The following is a 19,100-nucleotide window of genomic DNA, read 5'->3' as shown; positions in this document are numbered from 1 at the left end:
GATGTGGAGATGCTGCTATGGATCTAACAAAAGCAATCGAGACACTGTTACACGGCCCAGGTGAGCCTATGGCTGGGAGCATGATGACAAACGATGAGGCGCTGGAATATAGCCGTGCGACCTTCAACGGTGCTCCCTTCTGTCTGGTTCGTAATTGGATTTGGGTGGAGCTGGAGGTGTCGGAAGGGCGGCGAGATGATCTGGCGGCTATGCAGCTACATCCGGTTGTTCTGTATGCCCACTCGATTGTGTATGACTCCTCGCGTCGCTGGGATGTAGGTGACTTTGTACGGACCACGCTGCTGCATGAGTTCACGGATGGCTTCGTTTTTCGTACGAAGAATACCCACTACGTGTTGCTGGGAGATGGATTGTGTAAGCAGGCACATCCCAAAACACTTGCTCTGAATCACTGAATCAAGGCCAGCCATGTCGCTCAGCAGAAAGCAGGGCTTAGCTGGTGGAACGGTGGTTAGACCTGCGCAGCGCGGTGCTTGAGGGTGGTCTTTTGAAAATATCCAGCTACTCCCGAAAGCGGCTCTATCAGGCAACAGGGCTTTGGTTTGGGCGCCCGGTTACAGGCTACCTTCTTGGGGCCCGTATCGCTGCTCGATCTGCTTTTGGAAGGGTGTTCGCTCATGAAAAAGCAGACAGGTTCGGGCGTTTTGCCAATGGGCACCGAATCATAACCTCAGACATCTTGAGAGCGGAGAAGCTAAATGATTTCTGGGTGCTTCGAACCAAGAGCGGCAGCCTTTACGTCGTGGTGACGTTTGACGCGGCTGGTGGCAGGCGCTCTCTCGATGCGTTCTTTTCTCTTGACCCAGCGGTGCTGCAGTTCACGCCTGCTCGGTTGCATTAGCATCCGGACCTTGTGCCGGGATCCGTTGTGAGGTTTAGGCATGCTGCTGTTTCTGGATTTTGACGGTGTTCTGCACCCTGACGCGGTGTATCTGCGCCGAGGACGAGCTGAGCTGCGTGCAGAGGGGCAGCTGTTTATGTGGGCTCATTACCTGCAGGCGGTCGTCGAGGAGGCTGATGTACAGATCGTACTGTCCACCAGTTGGGCCAGACACTTGGGATACCAGCGTGCTCGTAAGGCGTTACCTGAACCCGTGTCGCGGTTGGTTGTGGGGGCTACTTGGCATTCGGCAATGAGGAAGGCGGGCTCTGACCACCGTACCCTCTGGGATCTGCAAACACGGTATGAGCAGATTCAAAGTTATCTCGGCAGGTTGAGAGGGCCGGTCGAGTGGCTGGCGGTCGATGACGATGACGTTGGGTGGCCTGAGGAGAAACGAAGCCGCCTGATTCATACCGACTCCAACTTGGGGCTGTCCTGTGCTGATGCAAGAGAGCAGCTCCGCGAGCGCTTGAACCTGAGGTATTGAGTCCCGCTGGCTCTGCGCCTGGACGGTGGCGTTTCCGGGTTGATTGGATCTAGCAAGTTGAGACAGGAGCGTTCAGTCATGCGAGTTATAGACATTCAACAGGTGATGGCTGAGCTACCGCAGTTGATTGCGCAGGCGGCTGAAGGCAAGTCGTTTGTGATCGCGGTCGAAGGCACGCCAAAGGTCAAAGTAGTGCCGCTAGGTCCGGAAAATGGGAGCGGCTCCAAACGTATTGGGTTCTTGCGCGGTCAGATTGAGGTTCCGGACGATTTTGATTCGATGGGGATGTGAATGGTCGTTAGGCAAGAGAATCCGCTGCAGGTCCTACCGCGGCGTATGCCGTATTCGGGGTCGCGCGTGCCGCATCGTGCAACACACTAAAGTCTCGTGCGCTGGATAAGCGGAGTTGCACACGTCTCAAGTGGGAGGGGGCAATGAGGGGCACAGCTATGGAGCAGGATGAATCAGCTAATGACGTTCTGTGCGACGTCTGCGGCGATAGCACGCGAGTTGAAGGGTATGGATTACAGTTCGGCACCCTTTGCGCCAGTTGGGGTTACGGTTCGACCCATGATGGTGAATTTCATGTTCAGCGATGCGGATCAAGACCTGAGTGGTTTTGGACGCGTTGCTCGGGATGATTTTTTCAACGATAGGGCATAGGAGGAAGTCTATGGTGGAGCCGTTTCCTCTGGGAGCTTGAGCACAGCGAGGCGAGAAGGTGGAGCATCTCCGTGGCTACTTGCTGGGCGAGAGTCTTGTCTTTCGGATATTTTGGCTGTTTTGATTATGCCCTTTGCAGTGAGGCTTTCATGATCACACTCTCCCGCGTCCACTCCTTTCCGACGACCGAAGAAGTTGCCATCGCACGTGAGAGCAGCCGGATGCTGTCCGCCTTTTTGCAGACACGCTCGGAAAGTCAGCGGATTGATATCTTTGATGATAACGGTGCCTCCCATCCGGTTCTTGTCCCGGTCTCGGCGCTGCGGTTGCTCATCAATATCCTGTCCGAAACCGGCAAGGGCTGTGCGGTCTGTGTCACCCCAATCCATGCAGATCTGACGACTCAGGAGGCAGCTGGCTTGCTCAGCATCTCGCGACCGTTCCTAGCGCAGTTGCTGGAGCGCGGTGATATCCCGTTCCACACGGCCGGCACGCACCGTCGCGTCCGGTACAAGGACGTGATTGCCTATAAGGAGCGCCGTGACGCGGAGGGGCGCGAGGCGCTCGATGCGCTGGCCGAGCAGGCCCAGGCGCTTAAGATCGGGTATGAATAAATTCGCCGCTACGCGTGTTTCTTCAGGTTGCTGGCGGGTAGCGGTATCTATTTCAAAATTTGGTTCGAGGTCGTATGCCCCTGACAGTGATCAACTGTCAAGGGCATACCGTATCAGCACAAACCATGAACTCCGGCTTCGCCTCAGCTTATGTTTTCAGCAGAGCTTGGCGTTGAACGGCTCGGAAGGTGAAGTGATGGTAAACAAGGTTTCCGCAAGCAAGTTTCTCAGCCTACTGCTCCGTCACAAACCGGAGGAGGTCGGCCTCGTGCTAGATCCAGACGGCTGGGCGGAGATTGATCAAATAGTCGAGCGCACCTCGTCAGGCAAAATTCCGCTCACCCGGTCACTTATCGAAGAACTCACTCGCACCAGCGAGAAGCAACGATTCAAGATCAGTGAAGATGGCACAAAAATCAGAGCCAATCAGGGGCATTCGGTCAAAGTAGAGCTAGGTCTGGTCGCCGCCGTGCCGCCGGAGGTTTTGTATCACGGCACGGCCACCCGCTTTCTGGAATCAATACTGGCTGAGGGGCTGAAGTCAGGAAACAGAAACCATGTCCACTTATCGCGAGATTCCGAAACCGCCGTAAGAGTGGGCCAACGTCACGGAAAACCTGTGGTCTTAGAGGTACTGTCCGGAAGAATGCACAGGGAGGGAGCGAGCTTCTTTCTGTCTGATAATGGTGTTTGGCTCACAGAGTCTGTGCAGGCAAAGTTCCTTGCTCTGCTCGTTCAGAGCTAATCAAACCGGGCAAGAAATTGCATCGCCGTCCAACTGGGGCGTAGGACCTCGCGCGATATCTGAATCGCCGTTGGTTTTGTAGACACCAGATGACCGCTTATGGCCGGTAGGCGCCTGTCGCAACTGGCAGGATCCGGCCAAAAGCGGTCATCTTGCGCCTTCAAAAATCCCTAGCGATCCAATGAATGTTGGCTGCTTACACAAGAGCCAGTTATCAAGTAGATATTCGGCTCCACCCGTGTGTGGCGTAATCAAGGGTCACAATGGCTGCAGCCTCGGACGCTACCCTGTGGAAGGTATTGTCCTTAGTCGTGTCTCCGTAATCGCTGATTCCTCGGACGACCAAGACGGGCACGTTCTGCTTTTCGCATGCATCGAATACTCCATAGGCCTCCATCTCAGCTACCAGTGCTTTTTCATGAATACTTTGGAAGCTTTCGAAAACTTCTGGATCACGAATGAGCAATTCGCCTGAGGCGACTGTTGCCGGCGACACCATGAGCTTCGCTGCAACTTCCCCAGCCTGGGACTCTACCGGGATCGCGAAGCCCAGCTTCTCGGCGCGCTCTTGCAGGCGGTCAGGTAACGATGCGGTTGCAAAATAAGCATTGAGATCTTGCTGGGTGGAAAGTCTTGGACGTTGCATCTCTGGCCGAAGCGCAATCTGGCCCCCGGCGTGTGCTGCCCCACCTTCGTAGTACACGACGCGTTCGGACAGAATGACTTCGCCGAGGCTGAGCTTTTTACGACGTCCGCCCGCGATCCCCATCATCAGCACCTTCTGGGGGTTCAGCTCTGACAACAGAAGGGTAGTGACGGTGCTTGCGTTGACGTTGCCAGCGTTGCCAAGAGAGGCAACGACACATGATAGAGGGCCGTCCGCTCGCTGGATGGTTACGGGCCAGAAATGAATGCCATTCTTGGAGTAGCGTGCAGGTACATCCTCGCCAATACCGAATACTTTCTTCGCGGCGGCGAGCTCAATGGGGATAGCCGTGATGACTAGGAGATCTGGAGAGCGTGCCTGCTCCTTGGCCTCGATTTCTGCCTGGAAAAGTCCAACTGAAAGGTCTGCCAGCTTGTCTGGGCTGTACAGAGGCTCCTGTAGGGACATGCTGTCCAGGCGTCCCTTAACCTGCTCGCCGGTGAAGAAGAACATCGCGGAAGGATCCTTGAAGAAATTGGCGCGAAGGCCTAGCGCCCCCTCGCCATCTTCGCTGAAGCCCCCAAGCTGCAGGTCAAACGGCAGAACCGGAAGCTGACGCTTGCGAAGTTTGCGAGCTCGGTCGGATACGCCCTTGCCACCGCCTAGGGCAATCATTGCCGTGGCCACCTCAACTTGCTCATCACCAATGTTCCCGCCAGTGACCAGGTCGTCTTCGATGTAGACGATTTGTGCATAGTTCTCGGCGGCAAGACGGCGGATCAATGTCCGTTGTTCAAGGGTCATTTTTTCCCGCATGGCCAGCTGCGAGGTGACGATCTTTAACTGATGAGCTGGGGCGTACTCAGCCAACAGCTTCTCAGCCTCGTAGGCCACCGTCCAGTCGAAGGTCAATGCATCGCCGCTTTCATTGACTGGCTGACCTGCTAGGTAGACAACGAGTCCGCCCTGAGCCGCCAAGACGCTCTTGGTTAACGCACGAGTGAAGTCGTGCGCGAGATCGATCGAGGCCTTCTCTGTCTTCTTGGAGATGCTGCCCGCAATCAGAATGAATTCATTTTCAAGCTTTGCCATCGTGACAATTCCGGTAGCTGAGGTGTTGAGTATTGGCTGATTTCTCTAGGGGTTAATACTGGAACAGCGCCTTGATCTCATTCTTGTTCTTGAGTGCGAGCTGGATGACTTCGGGCCTCTGGTCAGCCTGATCGTCATTCAGGTTGAGCTGGAACAGGAGATACACGAGGAGGGCTTGCCGGCATTTGACGTGCATCTCACCGTTCTCCATCAGAAAGTCGGCCTCGATCAAATTGCGCTGGGAGGGTGTGAGGCCCGGATGAGGAATGAGAACAACGTCCACAATCGTGTGCCAGGCGTAGTCCTCATCAGCTCGGTCGCGATCTTGACCACCATATTTGCAGTGCTTGATACGGGTTAGAGAAAAGTCCCGGAAGTCCTTACGTTTGTGGCAGTAGGCCCGGACGTGCCAGCGGTTCCCGTCATGCACCAACGCGTGGGGAGACAGCCGCCGCTCCCCACCTTCAGGGTCGTTCATGGATTGGTAGAAGACCTCGACATATTCCTTCTCGCGAATCGCGCGGAGGATTTCCCCAACGATGTCCGCGTTCAGGCGACGGCCCAGCTTGGGTACAGCAGCGACAGGGGATTGCCAGTTCAGGAAACTGCCATAAGGAACCTCTGACTGCACGGCGACGCGAAGCAGATCTTCTAGGTACCGCTCAACTGCGCTAGAGGGGAAGACAGCCTTAAACGAATCGGTCGCTCGGTAGACCCTGGCCCGGGTGTCGTATTCAAGGTTGCTTTCGGCGAGTTTTGTGTACTCGGTGATATCCAATGACGCCTGGGGTACAGAGATTCCGAAGAATTCAGTGAGGCTGCTTCGGTTGATCTGACCATCCCACCGCAGTCGATAGTCGATGAATTCCAACCGACGTTCCTGGCCCCAACGCGCACCTTGCCGTCCCTTGCTGGTGGGTTGGTCGTCTGTGGGTTTGGACTCGTTTGTCATGATCGAACCTCGATAGCGTATAAAAACTAGACTGCATCTAAAAAATATGCGTATAGTAATGATACGCTAGCAAACAGCCGATCGCAATTTCCCGGACGGATTCTTTAGATGGTTCGGAGAGGGTTGAAGTGCAGCGAAACGTAAAGGTGATTCGGGCCTAGTGATCGAGCCGCCGCGCCATCTCATCGCTCGGCATGTGATGTAGCTGCTGGTAGGGATGCTTTGCTACTAACACAATATTTTTAGGAGGGGATGGCCAATGCCACTCACCAACACTCAGATCAAGTATTACGACAGTAATGTGCTGCGCCTTCCGAAGGACAAACGGGAGACCTACAACGCCCAAGTCGACCGGCTGATTGCAGCGCTGAAGGACAGCCTGAAGAAGCAGGACAAAATCACCATCAAGAAGGTGGTAAAGGCCGGCTCTTTTGCCAAGCACACCATCCTGCGCCCCAACGCTCAAAACCCTGCTGACATAGACGTGGTTTTCTACATCAGCGGCCAGAAGGTGGATGAAGAGACCTTTGCGACCCTTAGCCAGAAAATCTACGACGCGCTGGTCAAGCTGTACCCGAACAAGTCTGTCGAAGACTTCGAAATCCAGCGCAAGGCAGCTAAGGTCACCTTCGTAGGTACCGGGCTGGAGGTCGACATTGTTCCGGTCATCGAGAACCCGAACAAGGAAGGCTACGGCTGGCAGTTTGACCGTATTGATGGCTCGAAGACTGAAACCTGCGCTCCGTGCCAAGTGAAGTTCATGAAGGATCGCAAAGATGAAGATCCGGACTTCCGTACCTTGGTGCGGATGGCCAAGCGGTGGCGTACCTGGAAAGAGGTACCTCTCAAGTCCTTCCACATCGAACTCATCATGGCTCATGTGCTTGAAGTGAACGGAAAGGAAGGATCGCTAGAGAAGCGTTTCCGTGACTTCCTCCTCTACATCGCTGAGTCGGGGCTCAAGGAAGTCATCAAGTTCCCAGAGAACGGCAATGTGCCCGAATTCTCCGATACGGTCGTGATCATTGATCCGGTCTGTGACACCAACAACGTCGCCAGTCGCATCACCGCGGACGAGTGCAAAGAGATCGTCCAGCTCGCAGAAGAGTCCTGGGAAACCGCTCATTTCGCATCGGTGGAAGATGACTTCAATCTCTGGAAAGAACTGTTCGGCAAGGGCTTCAAAGTCGAGGATGCAGCATGACCTACAGCGCTACGCAAACGACAACGTACACCACCACTGACATTGAGTCAGTCGTTCGCCGGATTACTGCCGACCTCTTGATGATCGCCTCTAGTAGCGAAGCAGTGACTGAAGCCAAGGCCAAGGAATGGGCCTACGACATCGAGCTGCTGGCCAAAAACGGGTATCTGAAGTTCGCAGATCTTACCCTGCTGAGCAATGGGGTCGAACAGAAGGCGACACGGTACTACGTGAACGAGTCCGGCGCCCTGGCCAACCAGCGTCCTGGTGATGCTCGCTGGCCCAAAGTGTCGAACCCGCACCTGCGGATCGTTCTGTCCTACAACGACAGCTATACCCAGCAAGCTCGGGACAAAATGGCTGGCAAGTTGAAAATCAACTGGACGACCTCTTACGACGACATCAGCCACTCCCAGCTCACTCAGAGAGGTGGTCGCGAATACTCCAGCAACGGCTATGGCATGGAACGAAAGGACTACACCCGATGAGCAACAACAGCGTATTTGACTCTGCAATTGAATTGCCGGAAGCCCAGCTGACTGAGCGCGAGAAGGTGTTGCTTGGCTTCAGCGGCCGCTACGAGCGCGTGAAAAACCAGCTTCAGTTGCTGCTGAACCAGGGCCAGTTGTCCGAGTGGAGCAAGGTGCACCATAGAAGCGTGCTACCGATCTGCAATCTAGTTGCCGACCAGTATCCTCTTGTGATTTTCCACGGGGACGTCGGCACCGGAAAAACTGCGACAGCGGAGTGCATCGCTAACCGCATCGTACGTGATTCTCGCGCTGAAGATTCGGTGTTGTTCAAGCTGAGTAACCGAGTTCGCGGCTCCGGCAAGGTCGGCGAAATGGGCACGCTTTTGACCCAGGCATTTGCGGAGGTTGCCGAAGCTGCCGGCAAAAAGCGCCGGGCGATTCTCATCATCGACGAGGGTGACTCTATCGCAGCCTCCCGTTCGCAGAGCCAGAGCCACCACGAGGATAAAGTGGCTGTGAACACGCTGATCCAAGGCGTGGATGAGTTGCGCAAATATGGCGGACGGATCGTTGTGATCTTATGCACCAACCGTCTTTCCGTACTTGACGCAGCTCTGCGCCGTCGTGCTGCCATCGTTGAAGAGTTCACCCGTCCAGATGCTGCTGAGCGCAAAGAGCTGTTCAGCATGGATCTGGCAGGTATGGAGCTCACGGAGAAGCAACTAACTGACTTGGCAACCGTCACTGGTGAGAGTAATGGGCAGCCAGCATGGACTTACTCCGATATTCGGACTCGCCTGTACCCAACGGCGATGGCCAAAGCCTTTCCGAATCGTCCGCTGAGCTTCAAAGATCTGACCGATTCAATACTGGAGATGAAGCCATCACCGGTTATGGAAGATAAGTAAATATTCTGGTCGTGTGGTTGGGCTTTCTGGCGACGCCTCGAGTTGACCTGCAGTCCTCTTTACCTAGTACATGATGATCTTTCCCGCTGTTGTGGTGACTGGTTCTGAAGACTGCTGTTGCCATGCGGAAATCAGCTAAAACGGAGTATTTATGAAAGCCGACAAAGAAATTTTCGTATCAGTCGACATCGAGGCATCTGGCCCGATCCCAGGCAAGTACAGCATGCTTTCTATCGGCGCGTGTATGGCGTCGAACCCAGCTGAGCAGTTCTCCTGCTTTCTGAAGCCTATATCTCAGGAGTTTGTGCCGGCTGCCCTTGAGGTCACAGGGTTGTCACTTCAGAGACTTCGCGAAGAGGGTTTGGAACCTGGTGAGGCTATGGCGCAATTCAGGTCCTGGGTAGAGTCACTAGCTGATGCCGATCAAAGGGTAGTGTTCGTAGGGTTTAACGCTTCGTTCGACTGGAGCTTCGTGAACTATTACTTCCATCTGTTCTTGGGTGAAAACCCCTTCGGAATCGCAGCGCTCGACATTAAGTCGATGTACTTCGGTGCCTCCGAATGCACTTGGACATCGACCCGCTCAAGCGAAATTGAGAAGGTAGTGAATCCTGAAAGCTCGGGCAACCATGATGCCCTAGATGACGCCGTTTACCAGGCGGAGTTGTTCAACTTGATTCGTGAAAAACTGGTGTTTGGTAGGCCCTGATGGATCCTTTGGCGAGGAGCACGTGGGGCTAGAAAAGCCGAGGGGCGTCATTGCATGGTGAACCGCCCCGAAGCAGTGATCGCCCAGCCGGCCGGCCTCTCTAAGAGCGCATTAAGCCGCTGCGATAGCGTTCAAAAGCAGATTTCACGTCGCCGGCTTGGCGAGAGTTCGTCTGCCGCCCAAATTTCAGTGTCCGCAATTGGCCGACAGCGGTCAAGAGAAGGTTCTTTTTGAGGGGCGAAGGCTCTGCGGCTTCGCGGGTCTCAGGTGTAGACCTTGGAGTTCAGGACGGATATGATGGCCGGGTAGGCGCTTGGGCACATATTTTCGGCAGGTTAAAAAGCACCACCGCGAATCCAAGGGCAATGAAGTAGTTCTAAAAGGCTGTCTCGAAAGGGGCGGCCTTTTTTATTTTTACCGGCCTGTGCGTCGCTTTGCGCTGCTTTTTTCCGCTTTTTGGAGCCTGTATGCGAGGCATGTGGCACGTTGCTTGAGTGCTTAACGTGCGCTGGCGCCGAGTCCCTGGCGCCGTGCAGATTGTTGTTAAACAGTGCGACGCTTAGTCTGTCAGTGCGTTTTTTTGGGGCTTGCGCCCTTAGCCGCAGGTTCTGCCGAATACCACGCTGGTTTACTTTTCCTGCTGACTCTAACTTTCGAAAGGTCTGCATTGGGTGCTGCCTCCGGTAAGGAGAAGCTGCGCTTGGTAGCGGTGCGCCTGTCTCCATATCGCTCAATCGACCGCGTAGATTGATGGCCCATGATGTACGCCATGAGCTTGGGGGAGATGCCAGAGGCTTTGAGGTTTGAGCCCATCTGGTGGCGCAGGCTTTTCAGCGTGGGCTGGACTTTGCGCCTGGGCCATAGCTGCCTGCATTGCTCTCGCAGGGTTTCTCTGATGGCTGCAAGGCTGCGATGCGATTTCTGATATAGGTCTACCGCGGCAGCTGCAACCTCAAAGTCCGTTTGGTTTGGGAACTTTATGACTCGGTCGGCGCCCCTGATGCCTCGGTCGTCCTTTTTTGCGCCGGTAATATGGAACTCTTTGCCCACTACCCGAATTGAGTGCATCTCGCTGGGCCGGACGCCGAGTAGCCAAGCTAGAGTGACGGCAGCAAAAACGTCGTAGTGCCGCGTGTTTTCGAGGTGACGCAGAAGTGCGATAACATCATCCTCACTAACAGCTTTGACTGCGTGGCGCTTCGCTTTTGGGGGGATGGTGCTGTCGGCTATGGTGGTTGGATTGGCTGTTAGTAGGATTCGCTTGGCTGCTTTTGGGTAGCCACGTTCACGAACGTCGAACGCCAGTGCATTTTTCAATACTCGGAAGTAGTCGGGTCTGTAGTCTGCTGCACACGCAGTCAGTGCTTTGCATATCGCGCTTGTTGAGAGTGGTGTGTCTGGCAGTCTCGTTTTGTAGAAGTGTCTTGCAAGCTTTCGGTAGCGCTCTTCAGTGCTTTTCAGCATGTTGGCATCCTTATAGTTATTGTTGTTGTTTTTGATGTCAAAAGCAGCCGCTTCGCGAAGGGGCGCTTGTTTTTTCACTCCTGGTCGGAGCGAAAAACCATGTCGGCATGGTGTTGGCTGGGCCTCACCTCACCGTTGTTCGTGATGCCCTCGCCAATCCCATGCCGCCACTGCGCCCCCATACCCGAAGCGCGGGTATGGTGTGTGCGCACGTACCCATGCGCATGAGCACGTCCCGCGGGTACGTGCTCCGGCAGCGAGCTGCCCGATTGGTTTGACATCAAAATCGATAGCCGTCCTGCGGACGAAGTAGAGCGAGATGTGGTGAGCATGTCAGGTCGCCTTTGGACGTCGCCCGCGCGGGCGTCGCCCTTTCTGGGCTTGCATGAGCAGCTTGTAGTTTTCCCATTTCACATGTGACAGCTGGGCGCCATATTTGAGACCTTGCTCGATGGCCTCCTGCAACACCTGGCTGTAGGGCTTGTCGAGGTAGTGTTTCTGTGTAACCTCGCAGGTGTTGCGTCGATGCCCCAGCAAATGCGCGATGGTGCTCTCGGAGACGCCTGAGGCTTGGAGTCGCTGTGCAAAGCTCCGGCGACAGCTTTTAAAATTGAGTGCACCGTCGCTGGCGCGTGCACAGCGAGAGCCGATGTAGCCTTTTCCTGTTGCGTGGCCGCAGAAGAAGCGACTTGCCATTCTGGAATACAGGTGTTCTCTGGTGAACGTTAACTCCGCAAATAGCTGAGCATCGTTGCCTGACGCAGCTCTGCGTTCCTCAACAAACGCCATAAACCCCATATCGACAAGTGCTGAGCAGATAGGAATCTCCCGGCGAGACTGTTCATTCTTCAGGCTCTTGTTGTACCCGTTGTCATTCACGCTCATGACGTTGATGCCATGTCCATCGCGCCGAATGTCATGAACCCGAAGTTGGCACAGTTCGTTCAGGCGGGCGCCGGTAAACAGGCCAAGTGGCAGTAGCCAGAATCGATAGGCATGGGCGTCTCGGACGAGTTTGCGCGCCTGCTCCTCGTCGTTAAGTGAATAAGGCCAGCCTTGGAGTAGAGAGCTGATCTCATCGGTGCTGAATGGCCTGGTGTTGTCAGCCTTTTTGGTCGCTGGATTGCTCAGCTTTAGCGGTGTGCTGATGAAGCTGTCATTCAGAGCTTCGACCATGACGCGGTTAAACAGCTGGTAGTAGGTCTGGATGTTTTCACCCTGACTTTTTGAACGCTTCTGCCGCGCCAGTGCTTTCGGAAGCTCACGCTTAATCCGCGGAATGTCATGTGGGGACAAGTCAGCCATAACACGCTTTGGATTGCTGTCGCTGACGACATTCTTCAGCTTGGCCATGCGCGAGGTCAGCATATTTCGGCCTTTTACTGAATAGCCGTTGGCGTCGATGAAGCGTTGGCATACCTCGTCGAAGTAGTCGTGAATACTTGGCGAGTTATCCAGCTGCAGGAGCAACTCCGTGATTGGTAAAAGTTGCTTCAGCAAGATCGGGCGAAATTTCTCGTACTTGCTGTCGTACTGAAGGTGAAATCCCTCAAGAATCGGAATCAGTTTTATTGTCGGAGTTAGTGCTGTCATCTGCGTCCTTATGTGTTTTGTATGCGCAAATGTTAGCAATATTGTTTTATAAGTAAATAGAAAAAATTAATTGATATCTTGTCAAGATTCAATTTTTCGCATATTTACTTTCCTCGGCTGTGTGTTCTTGACGCCTTGTCAATTCTTTATTTGGTCGCTTTTTATTAATGTTTGCGAGGGTTTTTGTCTTTGCGGTGGAGGATTTTTGTTCTTGTTATTTCTGCTTTATTGTTTTGTTGTGTAAATAAATTTCTGCGGAGAAAATTTTGCATTTGCACCCTGCCCAGATGCCGATTTTGGGTGGGCAGGGTGCTGTTCTGGGGTTACTTGGCTGGTCTGCCGATTTGTCGTCCGGCTTGCTTGGCTCGCAGTGATTGGTAGCGAGCATGAGAGATGTGATCGAGGTTGAGCTCAAAGTCGAGCCGATCGATCTCTTCCTTCAGTACGCGCAGAGGATGGATGTCGCCGTAACCGCCGGTGGTGCTGGTGTCGACATGGCCTACCAGCGCCTTGGCGATCAGAATGTCTAATCGCTGCATGCGGAACTGCTGGATGAAGGTGTGTCGGAGGCCGTGAAAGGTGGCTTTCTCTTGGGTGAGGTCGCATTGCTTGACATAGGATCTGAACCATTTGCTGGCGACATGGCTTACCGGTACTTGGGTGTACTGCCGGTGTGAGCTGAAGAGCGGTGCGTCAGGGCGGGTGTTGCCGTGTTTCTGGTCGTCAATGAAGTCCAGAAATCCCAATTTGATGAGCTGGTGGTGCAGTGGAACCTGACGTATCGATTGGGTGTTCTTGATTTGCTTGCCGTTGCTGTTGTCGATATTGATAAGCCAGATGCCGTTGCTACACCGCACATCGCTCAGCTGCAGTTGGCAAAGCTCTCCCAGGCGTGCTCCGGTGTAGAGACCGAGCAGCGGTAGCCAGAACTTGTATTCATCCATTCGCCAAGAGGTCTGGCGTGTCGCTGTATACACCGGCCCGTTGATCAGTTTGAGAAGCATCTCGTGACTGTAGGTGCGCCTCGCTGGTGGGGCTGCATTGCGCGTTTTGAAGGTGAGGTTGGCGGTGATGTCATGTTCAATCCACTCCTGATCTTGCGCGTAGCGGATGAGTGATTTGGCGAGCTCAAAGTACACTTTGGCTGTTCGTGGGTGGATGGCTGGCGCTGTCTTTTCAGTAACGAGTTGCCTGACTGATATTCGGTGCCGGGCGACAAGCTGATGAGCGTTGACAGGCAGAAAACGCAGTTGATCGCGCAGTGTCAGAAAGTCTGCGCGGCGCAGTGTTCTCAGGCGTCTGTGCGCACCAATGAGCTCGGTGACCACCTTTAGGCGGGCCTTTCGCTGAGGTGTTGTTTTTAGGTGTGTCCAGCTCCCTTCGTCCACTTGCGCCTGCTGGTAACGCTCTGCCAGTTCACCGAAGGTGATGCCGTCGAGTTGCTCTGCGTTGCTGTCGATAGCAGTGCCTTGAGTGTTGCTGACCAATGCTTCGAGCTGGCCGCGCTTTTCTTCTGGAAGTAGTGCTGCGAGTGCGGTTGCGAGTGCTTGCTTCGCTGGATCCACAGGTGCGGACTCGGTGTTGGTGAGAGGTCGAGCACTGGGTAAGCTGGGTAACGAGGATTGCTCAAGCATGCTGCCCATGAAGCCACGGGTCAGGGCTTCAATTTCCAGCCTTGCTTGCTCTAGTGCAGCCTCCGTTGATGTGCGGCGAAGGTGAGCTTGAAGTGTGCTTTCGACGGCAGAGGTCAGGCGCTCTTTCAGCAGGGTGGCCATGATCGCAGAGGTGGTCGGCAGGGTCAGCGAAAAACCTCTGCTAGCCAAGATCGGGTGTTTGTCCTTCAGGGTGCATGACGCAAGCTCAAGGGTGTAGAGCCCGGATGCAAGCTGTTGGGTGGTAAATGCTGAATATCGGGGCTTGGGCCAGCTAAGTGAAGTGAGTGTGCTGTGGAGGCGATACGCGGCGAGCGAGCCGGGTAGGTCGGGCGGGATGTCGGCAAGGTGGGCGCCACAGTCAGGTCGGGCGTGGCAAAGGTACTCATGCAGTGCGAGTGCATTGAAGGTGGCGGGGTGTCGTAGCGTTTTGTCTGGAATGTGCTGCTCAAGCTGGGTGATGGCGGCGAATGCATAGATGGCGGCGTCTTGGGCTTTGTCGTGTTCTGATGTGCCCAGAGGCCAGTCGAGGCGTTGGAAGCGCAGATCCAGTGCGGACTGAAGAGCGTCGCTGGGTGCTATCGACAGAATCAGTTCGTCGCCCGGCATGGTGCTGTAGAGGGTAGTGTATTTTGCGCTTTCTTCGGTCAGTCGCTGTTTGGCGGCAGATAAGTCCTGCTTGCCGAGCTCAGCCGGACTAGGTAGAGCGCCCCAAGGATTGGCGGCGTTATCGAGGGTGCGCTTGAGCCAGGCTTTGGCTTGCTTGAGTCGCTCGCTTACCAGTTCGGGTGTCACCAGTGTGGCACCGGGTTTGATGACGAGCGAGAGTTCGGCGTCTAGCAGCTGTGCGAGGGTGCGGGCGACGGATGCGTCGCGACCGAGAGACCAGCGAACCTGAGCGGGCAAGCGAGGGTCGCTGCTCAGGTGTGCCGGTAGAGTGAGGTAGTACTGAAACACCCCGTTAGAAGAGGTGATAAGGTGTTGCTGCTTGCTTGAGTTGGACATGGTGGAGCGCCTTTTTTAAGTCCTAGATGGACTTTGTGCGATCTACCAAACCCTTCCTTCGCTGAAACCCGCGTTCTAGACGGGTTCCTTTTCAAATTGGTGGAGCCGGGGGGATTTGAACCCCCGTCCGCCAGTCCTCCGCTATCGGTTCTACATGCTTAGCCATCTCTACTTAGTTAACTCCGCGCCGCCCGAGTGGCAGGGTGCTTGGAGCGAGCTGTATAAGTTTTAGCCGTTACGTCTACAGCAAACTTGGCGGCGATCCTGTTCTATCTGTCGGTCAACTTCGGGTTTACAGGCATCCCCTAGTGACCGCTAGCCGGCTTAAGCGGCTAGTGCGTAGTTGTCGTCGTTGGCAACTATAAATGTGCAGCAGCGAATTTACGAGATCTGCTACCAACTCGGCATGCCCCTCAAGTTTTGTAACCGTCGTCGAATCCAAATCGGCCCCAAATCTTGCTGGTGTGTTACTGAGACGGGATTGTACGCTAAAGGTTCCGTGCGGAACAGGGCGGGGTGCAGACAAAAAAATACCCTGACGGATCAGGGCATAGGGCGTTACATGCTTTAAACCATAGACAGGTCGGTGGAGCGACCGGCCTGTCATAAGCTGTGACTGGCTGGTGTGGGCTTGGTTCCGCCGCTGCGCAAAAAAATCAGCGATTATTTTCGCGCACGACCCGTTGCTTCTCGCGATCCCAGTCGCGCTCTTTCAGGCTTTGACGTTTGTCGAAGTCTTTCTTGCCGCGTACCAGGGCGATTTCGCATTTGACCAGATGGCCTTTCCAGTACAGCGCCAGGGGCACGCAGGCGAAGCCTTTGGCCTGGACGCCGGCGATCAGCTTGTCGAGCTCGCGGGCGTGCAGCAGCAGCTTGCGGGTGCGAGTCGGGTCGGCAATCACGTGGGTGCTGGCGGTTTTCAGCGGGGTGATGTGGGCACCGAGCAGAAAGGCTTCGTTGTTCTTGAGCATGATGTAGCTGTCGACCAGTTGCACCTTGCCCTCGCGCAGGCTTTTGACTTCCCAGCCTGTCAGGGCGATGCCGGCTTCAAAGCGCTGTTCGATGAAATAGTCATGTTTGGCCTTTTTGTTCAGGGCAATGGTGCCGCTGTTGGCCGCAGGTTTCTTTGGTTTGCTCATGGGCGGCGATTATACCTGTATTTGTGGCGGTATAGCGTGGAGTTTTCGTGGTACTGGCCTACCCTTGCCTTTCGTCGAGGATGTCGACTGGCTCTTGTAGGGGTTGATCAAAATCTGGACAATGCGTTCCTTTTTTTCAGGGCAAACCGGGAACGGTCATGAGCAAAGACGCTGTCTCTATTCACGGGATCTGGGCGAGTCGCTGGGTCTTTATTCTTGCGGCTACCGGCTCTGCCGTAGGCCTCGGCAATATCTGGAAGTTCCCGTACATGACCGGCATGTATGGCGGCGGCGCCTTTGTGCTGGTCTATCTGGTGTGTATTGCGCTGATCGGTTTGCCGGTGATGCTGGCTGAAACGTTGTTGGGCCGCCGCGGTCGGCAGAGCCCGGTCAATACGCTCAGTACGCTGGCGCGTTGCTCGGGTGCTTCCGAGCGCTGGTCGTGGGCGGCGGTTATGGGGATGGTTGGCGCGTTGCTGATTCTGTCCTTCTACAGTGTGGTGGCCGGCTGGGCGCTCGATTACATCGTCGGCATGGTGCGCGGCGAGTTCAGTGGCATTGATGGCGCCGGGGCCGGGCAGCGCTTTGACGGGCTGACCGGCGACCCGGTGCGCCTGACCATCTGGCATTCGCTGTTTATGTTGCTGACGGCCTGGGTGATTGCCCGTGGGGTGGTGGCGGGGCTGGAGCGCACGCTGCGCATTCTGATGCCTTTGCTGTTTGTGCTGCTGCTGGCGCTGCTGGGCTACAGCATGACCACCGGGCACTTTATGGAAGGTGTGCGCTTCCTCTTTGATTTTGATCTGGCCAAAGTACCGGACGGCATTCTTGCTGCCATGGGACACGCCTTCTTTACCCTGAGCGTGGGTGTCGGCTCGATCATGGTGTTTGGTGCCTACATGCCGCGCAAGGCGTCTATTGGCTCGACGGTGCTGACGGTCGGCCTGCTGGATACCGTGGTGGCGTTGACCGCGGGTATGGCGCTGTTTCCAGTGGTGTTTGCGGCCGGCCTGCAGCCCAATGAGGGGCCGGGGTTGATGTTTGTCACCCTGCCTATCGCTTTTGGCAATATTGCCGGTGGCAATATCTTCGGCGTGGTGTTCTTCCTGCTGGTCACCGTGGCGGCCTGGAGTTCGGCAATCTCGATGCTGGAGCCGGCGGTAGCCTTCTTCGTCGAGCGCACTGGTCGCAGCCGCGGCCAGGTGACGTCGATTATCGCGCTGCTGTGCTGGGTGGTTGGCCTGGGCACGGTGCTGTCGTTCAACCTGCTGGCCGATGCGCGCTTCTTTGTGACCGATGCCGAGGGTTGGCACCTGTTCCGCTGGACCAGCGAGGGCGGGATGACCTTCTTTGAGTCCATCGACTATCTAACCAGTCGTCTTATGCTGCCGCTGGGCGGTCTGCTGTTTGTGCTCTTTGCCGGCTGGGTACTGGACCGTGATGTGTTTCGTGATGAGCTGGCACTGCGGCATCAGCGCCTGTTCTCGGTGGTCTATTCGCTGTTACGCTATGTTGCCCCTGCGGGCATTCTGATCATTCTCGTAACTGAACTGACCAAGTGATAACGGCATGACGCATATTCAGCGCTCGGCTTTGCTGCCTTACCCGGCGAGCCATCTGTACGAGCTGGTAAACCGGGTTGAGCATTACCCGGAATTTCTGCCCTGGTGTTCCGGGGCGAGCATTCTCAGTGAAACCGAGCATGAAATGTGCGCGCGGCTGGAGATTGCCAAGGCGGGCGTCAGTCAGTCCTTCACCACGCGCAATGCGCTGGTCCCAGGCGAGCGTATCGCGCTGCAGCTGGTCGATGGGCCGTTCAGTGATTTTCGTGGTGTCTGGGAGTTTAAGGCGCTGAGTGATTCGGCCTGCAAGATTACCCTGGACCTGCACTTTGAATACGCCGGTGCGCTGGTCAAGGCGACCCTGGGGCCCCTGTTCAATCAGGCAGCCAATGCGATGGTGGATGCTTTTTGTCAGCGTGCCAAGGAGACCTGGCGTGGCTGACAAGAGCATTGTGGTGGAGGTGGCCTACGCGCTGCCGTACAAGCAGAAGATCCTGTCGCTGACGGTACCGCAGGGGACCAGCATGCGAGCGGCGGTGCGGCTGTCCGGTATTGAACAGCACTTCCCCGAAGTGGATCCGGAAAGCTGCCCGCTGGGAGTTTTCGGCAAGGCGGTACCGAAGCCGGACGAGCGGGTGCTGGAGGCTGGTGAGCGGGTGGAGATTTATCGTCCGCTGATTGCAGATCCGAAAGAAGTGCGCAAGCAGCGTGCTGCCAAGGCCAAGGCTGCCAAGGCGGAAGAGTAGCGGGGAGGTGCTGGCGCCGTGCAGTGCAGGGCGCCGGAAGGTAGAAAGGCGAGGTTACTCGCCAGTGCCGAGCGGGGCGCCCAGATCTACCGGATAGGTCTCGACGTCGCTGCCGCTCATGATCTCTTCGTCTGCGCTCTTGCCCGGCATGAAGTCGCCGGCCAGGCCAACCAGGCGGTTATCTTCAAAGGTCAGGCTGATGCGCTCTTGTACCCGATCATTGTGACCGGATTCCATGCTGTACAGGTAATCCCAGCGGTTGGGATGGAAGGTGTCCTGAATCAGCGGCGTGCCCATGATGAAGCGAACCTGGCGGGTGGTCATCCCCGGCCGCAGTTGATCAACCATCTCTTGGGTGACGACGTTGCCCTGCTGAATGTCGATTTTGTAAATGCCCGGTATAATGCCGCAACCGGAAAGCAGGGTGATAGATGCACTGCATAGCAGTATGCAAAGGTTTCGATTAAAGCTTTTTCGCGTCACGTGCTAACATCCGCTATCGTGGAATGGCTGAAAAGGCCGATCATACCCGACTCATCCCG

Annotated in this window: 18 protein-coding genes, 1 other RNA gene and 1 pseudogene; 12 read left to right on the top strand and 8 right to left on the bottom strand. The window is 55.5% G+C overall.

Annotated features, from left to right (window positions below):
* Positions 1 to 17: 17 nt before the first annotated feature.
* From ASB58_RS16930 to ASB58_RS16900, 5 genes are all read left to right on the top strand, one after another.
* The gene (locus ASB58_RS16930; protein WP_235827325.1) at positions 18 to 416 is read left to right on the top strand and encodes a DUF6957 family protein; all 399 of its coding nucleotides are present in this window, start codon (positions 18 to 20) and stop codon (positions 414 to 416) included.
* 486 nt (positions 417 to 902) lie between these two features.
* A complete protein-coding gene (locus ASB58_RS16920) occupies positions 903 to 1,391 on the top strand; it encodes an HAD domain-containing protein (protein WP_088276345.1) in 489 nt (162 codons plus the stop codon).
* Between the two features lie 78 nt (positions 1,392 to 1,469).
* Entirely contained in the window at positions 1,470 to 1,682 is a 213-nt protein-coding gene (locus tag ASB58_RS16915) for a type II toxin-antitoxin system Phd/YefM family antitoxin (RefSeq protein WP_088276346.1), read from the top strand.
* A 521-nt stretch (positions 1,683 to 2,203) separates the two neighbouring features.
* The gene (locus ASB58_RS16905) at positions 2,204 to 2,668 is read left to right on the top strand and encodes an excisionase family DNA-binding protein (protein WP_088276347.1); all 465 of its coding nucleotides are present in this window, start codon (positions 2,204 to 2,206) and stop codon (positions 2,666 to 2,668) included.
* Complete coding sequence (locus ASB58_RS16900) at positions 2,661 to 3,413, top strand: RNA 2'-phosphotransferase (protein WP_328587511.1); 753 nt, start codon at positions 2,661 to 2,663, stop codon at positions 3,411 to 3,413. Before ASB58_RS16905 ends, ASB58_RS16900 begins: the two co-directional genes overlap by 8 nt.
* A 214-nt stretch (positions 3,414 to 3,627) precedes the next feature.
* Here ASB58_RS16900 and ASB58_RS16895 read toward each other — a convergent pair whose 3' ends face one another.
* Both ASB58_RS16895 and ASB58_RS16890 read right to left on the bottom strand, forming a co-directional pair.
* Positions 3,628 to 5,151: a phosphorylase family protein gene (locus ASB58_RS16895; RefSeq protein WP_088276350.1), complete on the bottom strand. Its 1,524-nt coding sequence runs from the start codon at positions 5,149 to 5,151 to the stop codon at positions 3,628 to 3,630.
* 52 nt (positions 5,152 to 5,203) lie between these two features.
* Positions 5,204 to 6,022 carry a WYL domain-containing protein gene (locus ASB58_RS16890; RefSeq protein WP_200818462.1) on the bottom strand — a complete coding sequence of 273 codons (819 nt, stop codon included), beginning with the start codon at positions 6,020 to 6,022 and terminating at the stop codon, positions 5,204 to 5,206.
* A gap of 340 nt (positions 6,023 to 6,362) precedes the next feature.
* Between ASB58_RS16890 and ASB58_RS16885 the strand changes: the two genes are divergently transcribed.
* From ASB58_RS16885 to ASB58_RS16870, 4 genes are all read left to right on the top strand, one after another.
* Positions 6,363 to 7,307 carry a CBASS oligonucleotide cyclase gene (locus ASB58_RS16885; RefSeq protein ID WP_088276352.1) on the top strand — a complete coding sequence of 315 codons (945 nt, stop codon included), beginning with the start codon at positions 6,363 to 6,365 and terminating at the stop codon, positions 7,305 to 7,307.
* Complete coding sequence (locus tag ASB58_RS16880) at positions 7,304 to 7,795, top strand: HORMA-1 domain-containing protein (RefSeq protein ID WP_088276353.1); 492 nt, start codon at positions 7,304 to 7,306, stop codon at positions 7,793 to 7,795. Before ASB58_RS16885 ends, ASB58_RS16880 begins: the two co-directional genes overlap by 4 nt.
* On the top strand, positions 7,792 to 8,688 hold the full coding sequence (locus ASB58_RS16875; protein ID WP_088276354.1) for an AAA family ATPase: 897 nt from the start codon (positions 7,792 to 7,794) through the stop codon (positions 8,686 to 8,688). The genes ASB58_RS16880 and ASB58_RS16875 overlap by 4 nt, the downstream gene beginning before the upstream one ends.
* 151 nt (positions 8,689 to 8,839) lie before the next feature.
* Positions 8,840 to 9,397 (top strand): 3'-5' exonuclease, encoded by a 558-nt coding sequence (locus ASB58_RS16870; protein WP_088276355.1) that lies wholly within the window; start codon positions 8,840 to 8,842, stop codon positions 9,395 to 9,397.
* 567 nt (positions 9,398 to 9,964) lie between these two features.
* Here the strand turns inward: ASB58_RS16870 and ASB58_RS16865 are convergent.
* The 5 genes from ASB58_RS16865 to smpB all read right to left on the bottom strand — a co-directional run bounded on the left by ASB58_RS16865 (position 9,965) and on the right by smpB (position 16,250).
* Positions 9,965 to 10,939, bottom strand: a complete 975-nt coding sequence (locus ASB58_RS16865; RefSeq protein ID WP_140418582.1) for a site-specific integrase — start codon at positions 10,937 to 10,939, stop codon at positions 9,965 to 9,967.
* Between the two features lie 255 nt (positions 10,940 to 11,194).
* Positions 11,195 to 12,454, bottom strand: a complete 1,260-nt coding sequence (locus ASB58_RS16860; RefSeq protein WP_235005787.1) for a tyrosine-type recombinase/integrase — start codon at positions 12,452 to 12,454, stop codon at positions 11,195 to 11,197.
* Positions 12,455 to 12,777: 323 nt separating this feature from the next.
* Entirely contained in the window at positions 12,778 to 15,111 is a 2,334-nt protein-coding gene (locus ASB58_RS16855; RefSeq protein WP_118131719.1) for a site-specific integrase, read from the bottom strand.
* Positions 15,112 to 15,208: 97 nt separating this feature from the next.
* Positions 15,209 to 15,562: a transfer-messenger RNA gene (gene ssrA, locus ASB58_RS16850) on the bottom strand.
* Between the two features lie 205 nt (positions 15,563 to 15,767).
* Positions 15,768 to 16,250 (bottom strand): SsrA-binding protein SmpB, encoded by a 483-nt coding sequence (gene smpB, locus ASB58_RS16845; RefSeq protein WP_096006126.1) that lies wholly within the window; start codon positions 16,248 to 16,250, stop codon positions 15,768 to 15,770.
* 158 nt (positions 16,251 to 16,408) lie between these two features.
* Here smpB and ASB58_RS16840 point away from each other — a divergent pair, with 158 nt between their 5' ends.
* From ASB58_RS16840 to ASB58_RS16830, 3 genes are read left to right on the top strand one after another with little or no spacing between them, the layout of a single operon-like run.
* Entirely contained in the window at positions 16,409 to 17,812 is a 1,404-nt protein-coding gene (locus tag ASB58_RS16840) for a sodium-dependent transporter (RefSeq protein ID WP_096006125.1), read from the top strand.
* Between the two features lie 7 nt (positions 17,813 to 17,819).
* Positions 17,820 to 18,254 (top strand): type II toxin-antitoxin system RatA family toxin, encoded by a 435-nt coding sequence (locus ASB58_RS16835; protein ID WP_096006124.1) that lies wholly within the window; start codon positions 17,820 to 17,822, stop codon positions 18,252 to 18,254.
* A complete protein-coding gene (locus ASB58_RS16830) occupies positions 18,247 to 18,558 on the top strand; it encodes an RnfH family protein (protein ID WP_096006123.1) in 312 nt (103 codons plus the stop codon). Before ASB58_RS16835 ends, ASB58_RS16830 begins: the two co-directional genes overlap by 8 nt.
* 96 nt (positions 18,559 to 18,654) lie before the next feature.
* Here the strand turns inward: ASB58_RS16830 and ASB58_RS16825 are convergent.
* Positions 18,655 to 19,008: pseudogene (locus tag ASB58_RS16825) on the bottom strand (outer membrane protein assembly factor BamE); the annotation flags it as partial.
* Between the last annotated feature and the right edge of the window lie 92 nt (positions 19,009 to 19,100).

Source organism: Pseudomonas abyssi (genome assembly GCF_003444685.1).
Taxonomy (GTDB): Bacteria; Pseudomonadota; Gammaproteobacteria; order Pseudomonadales; family Pseudomonadaceae; genus Halopseudomonas; species Halopseudomonas abyssi.
This window is presented reverse-complemented; position numbering and strand designations above follow the sequence as displayed.

What these genes read in the sequence shown, in the direction of transcription:
- ASB58_RS16930 (WP_235827325.1), top strand. Translation starts at nt 18, where the DNA reads ATGGATCTAACAAAAGCAATCGAGACACTGTTACACGGCCCAGGTGAG.
- ASB58_RS16920 (WP_088276345.1), top strand. Translation starts at nt 903, where the DNA reads ATGCTGCTGTTTCTGGATTTTGACGGTGTTCTGCACCCTGACGCGGTG.
- ASB58_RS16915 (WP_088276346.1), top strand. Translation starts at nt 1,470, where the DNA reads ATGCGAGTTATAGACATTCAACAGGTGATGGCTGAGCTACCGCAGTTG.
- ASB58_RS16905 (WP_088276347.1), top strand. Translation starts at nt 2,204, where the DNA reads ATGATCACACTCTCCCGCGTCCACTCCTTTCCGACGACCGAAGAAGTT.
- ASB58_RS16900 (WP_328587511.1), top strand. Translation starts at nt 2,661, where the DNA reads ATGAATAAATTCGCCGCTACGCGTGTTTCTTCAGGTTGCTGGCGGGTA.
- ASB58_RS16895 (WP_088276350.1), bottom strand. Translation starts at nt 5,151, where the DNA reads ATGGCAAAGCTTGAAAATGAATTCATTCTGATTGCGGGCAGCATCTCC.
- ASB58_RS16885 (WP_088276352.1), top strand. Translation starts at nt 6,363, where the DNA reads ATGCCACTCACCAACACTCAGATCAAGTATTACGACAGTAATGTGCTG.
- ASB58_RS16880 (WP_088276353.1), top strand. Translation starts at nt 7,304, where the DNA reads ATGACCTACAGCGCTACGCAAACGACAACGTACACCACCACTGACATT.
- ASB58_RS16875 (WP_088276354.1), top strand. Translation starts at nt 7,792, where the DNA reads ATGAGCAACAACAGCGTATTTGACTCTGCAATTGAATTGCCGGAAGCC.
- ASB58_RS16870 (WP_088276355.1), top strand. Translation starts at nt 8,840, where the DNA reads ATGAAAGCCGACAAAGAAATTTTCGTATCAGTCGACATCGAGGCATCT.
- ASB58_RS16860 (WP_235005787.1), bottom strand. Translation starts at nt 12,454, where the DNA reads ATGACAGCACTAACTCCGACAATAAAACTGATTCCGATTCTTGAGGGA.
- ASB58_RS16855 (WP_118131719.1), bottom strand. Translation starts at nt 15,111, where the DNA reads ATGTCCAACTCAAGCAAGCAGCAACACCTTATCACCTCTTCTAACGGG.
- smpB (WP_096006126.1), bottom strand. Translation starts at nt 16,250, where the DNA reads ATGAGCAAACCAAAGAAACCTGCGGCCAACAGCGGCACCATTGCCCTG.
- ASB58_RS16840 (WP_096006125.1), top strand. Translation starts at nt 16,409, where the DNA reads ATGAGCAAAGACGCTGTCTCTATTCACGGGATCTGGGCGAGTCGCTGG.
- ASB58_RS16835 (WP_096006124.1), top strand. Translation starts at nt 17,820, where the DNA reads ATGACGCATATTCAGCGCTCGGCTTTGCTGCCTTACCCGGCGAGCCAT.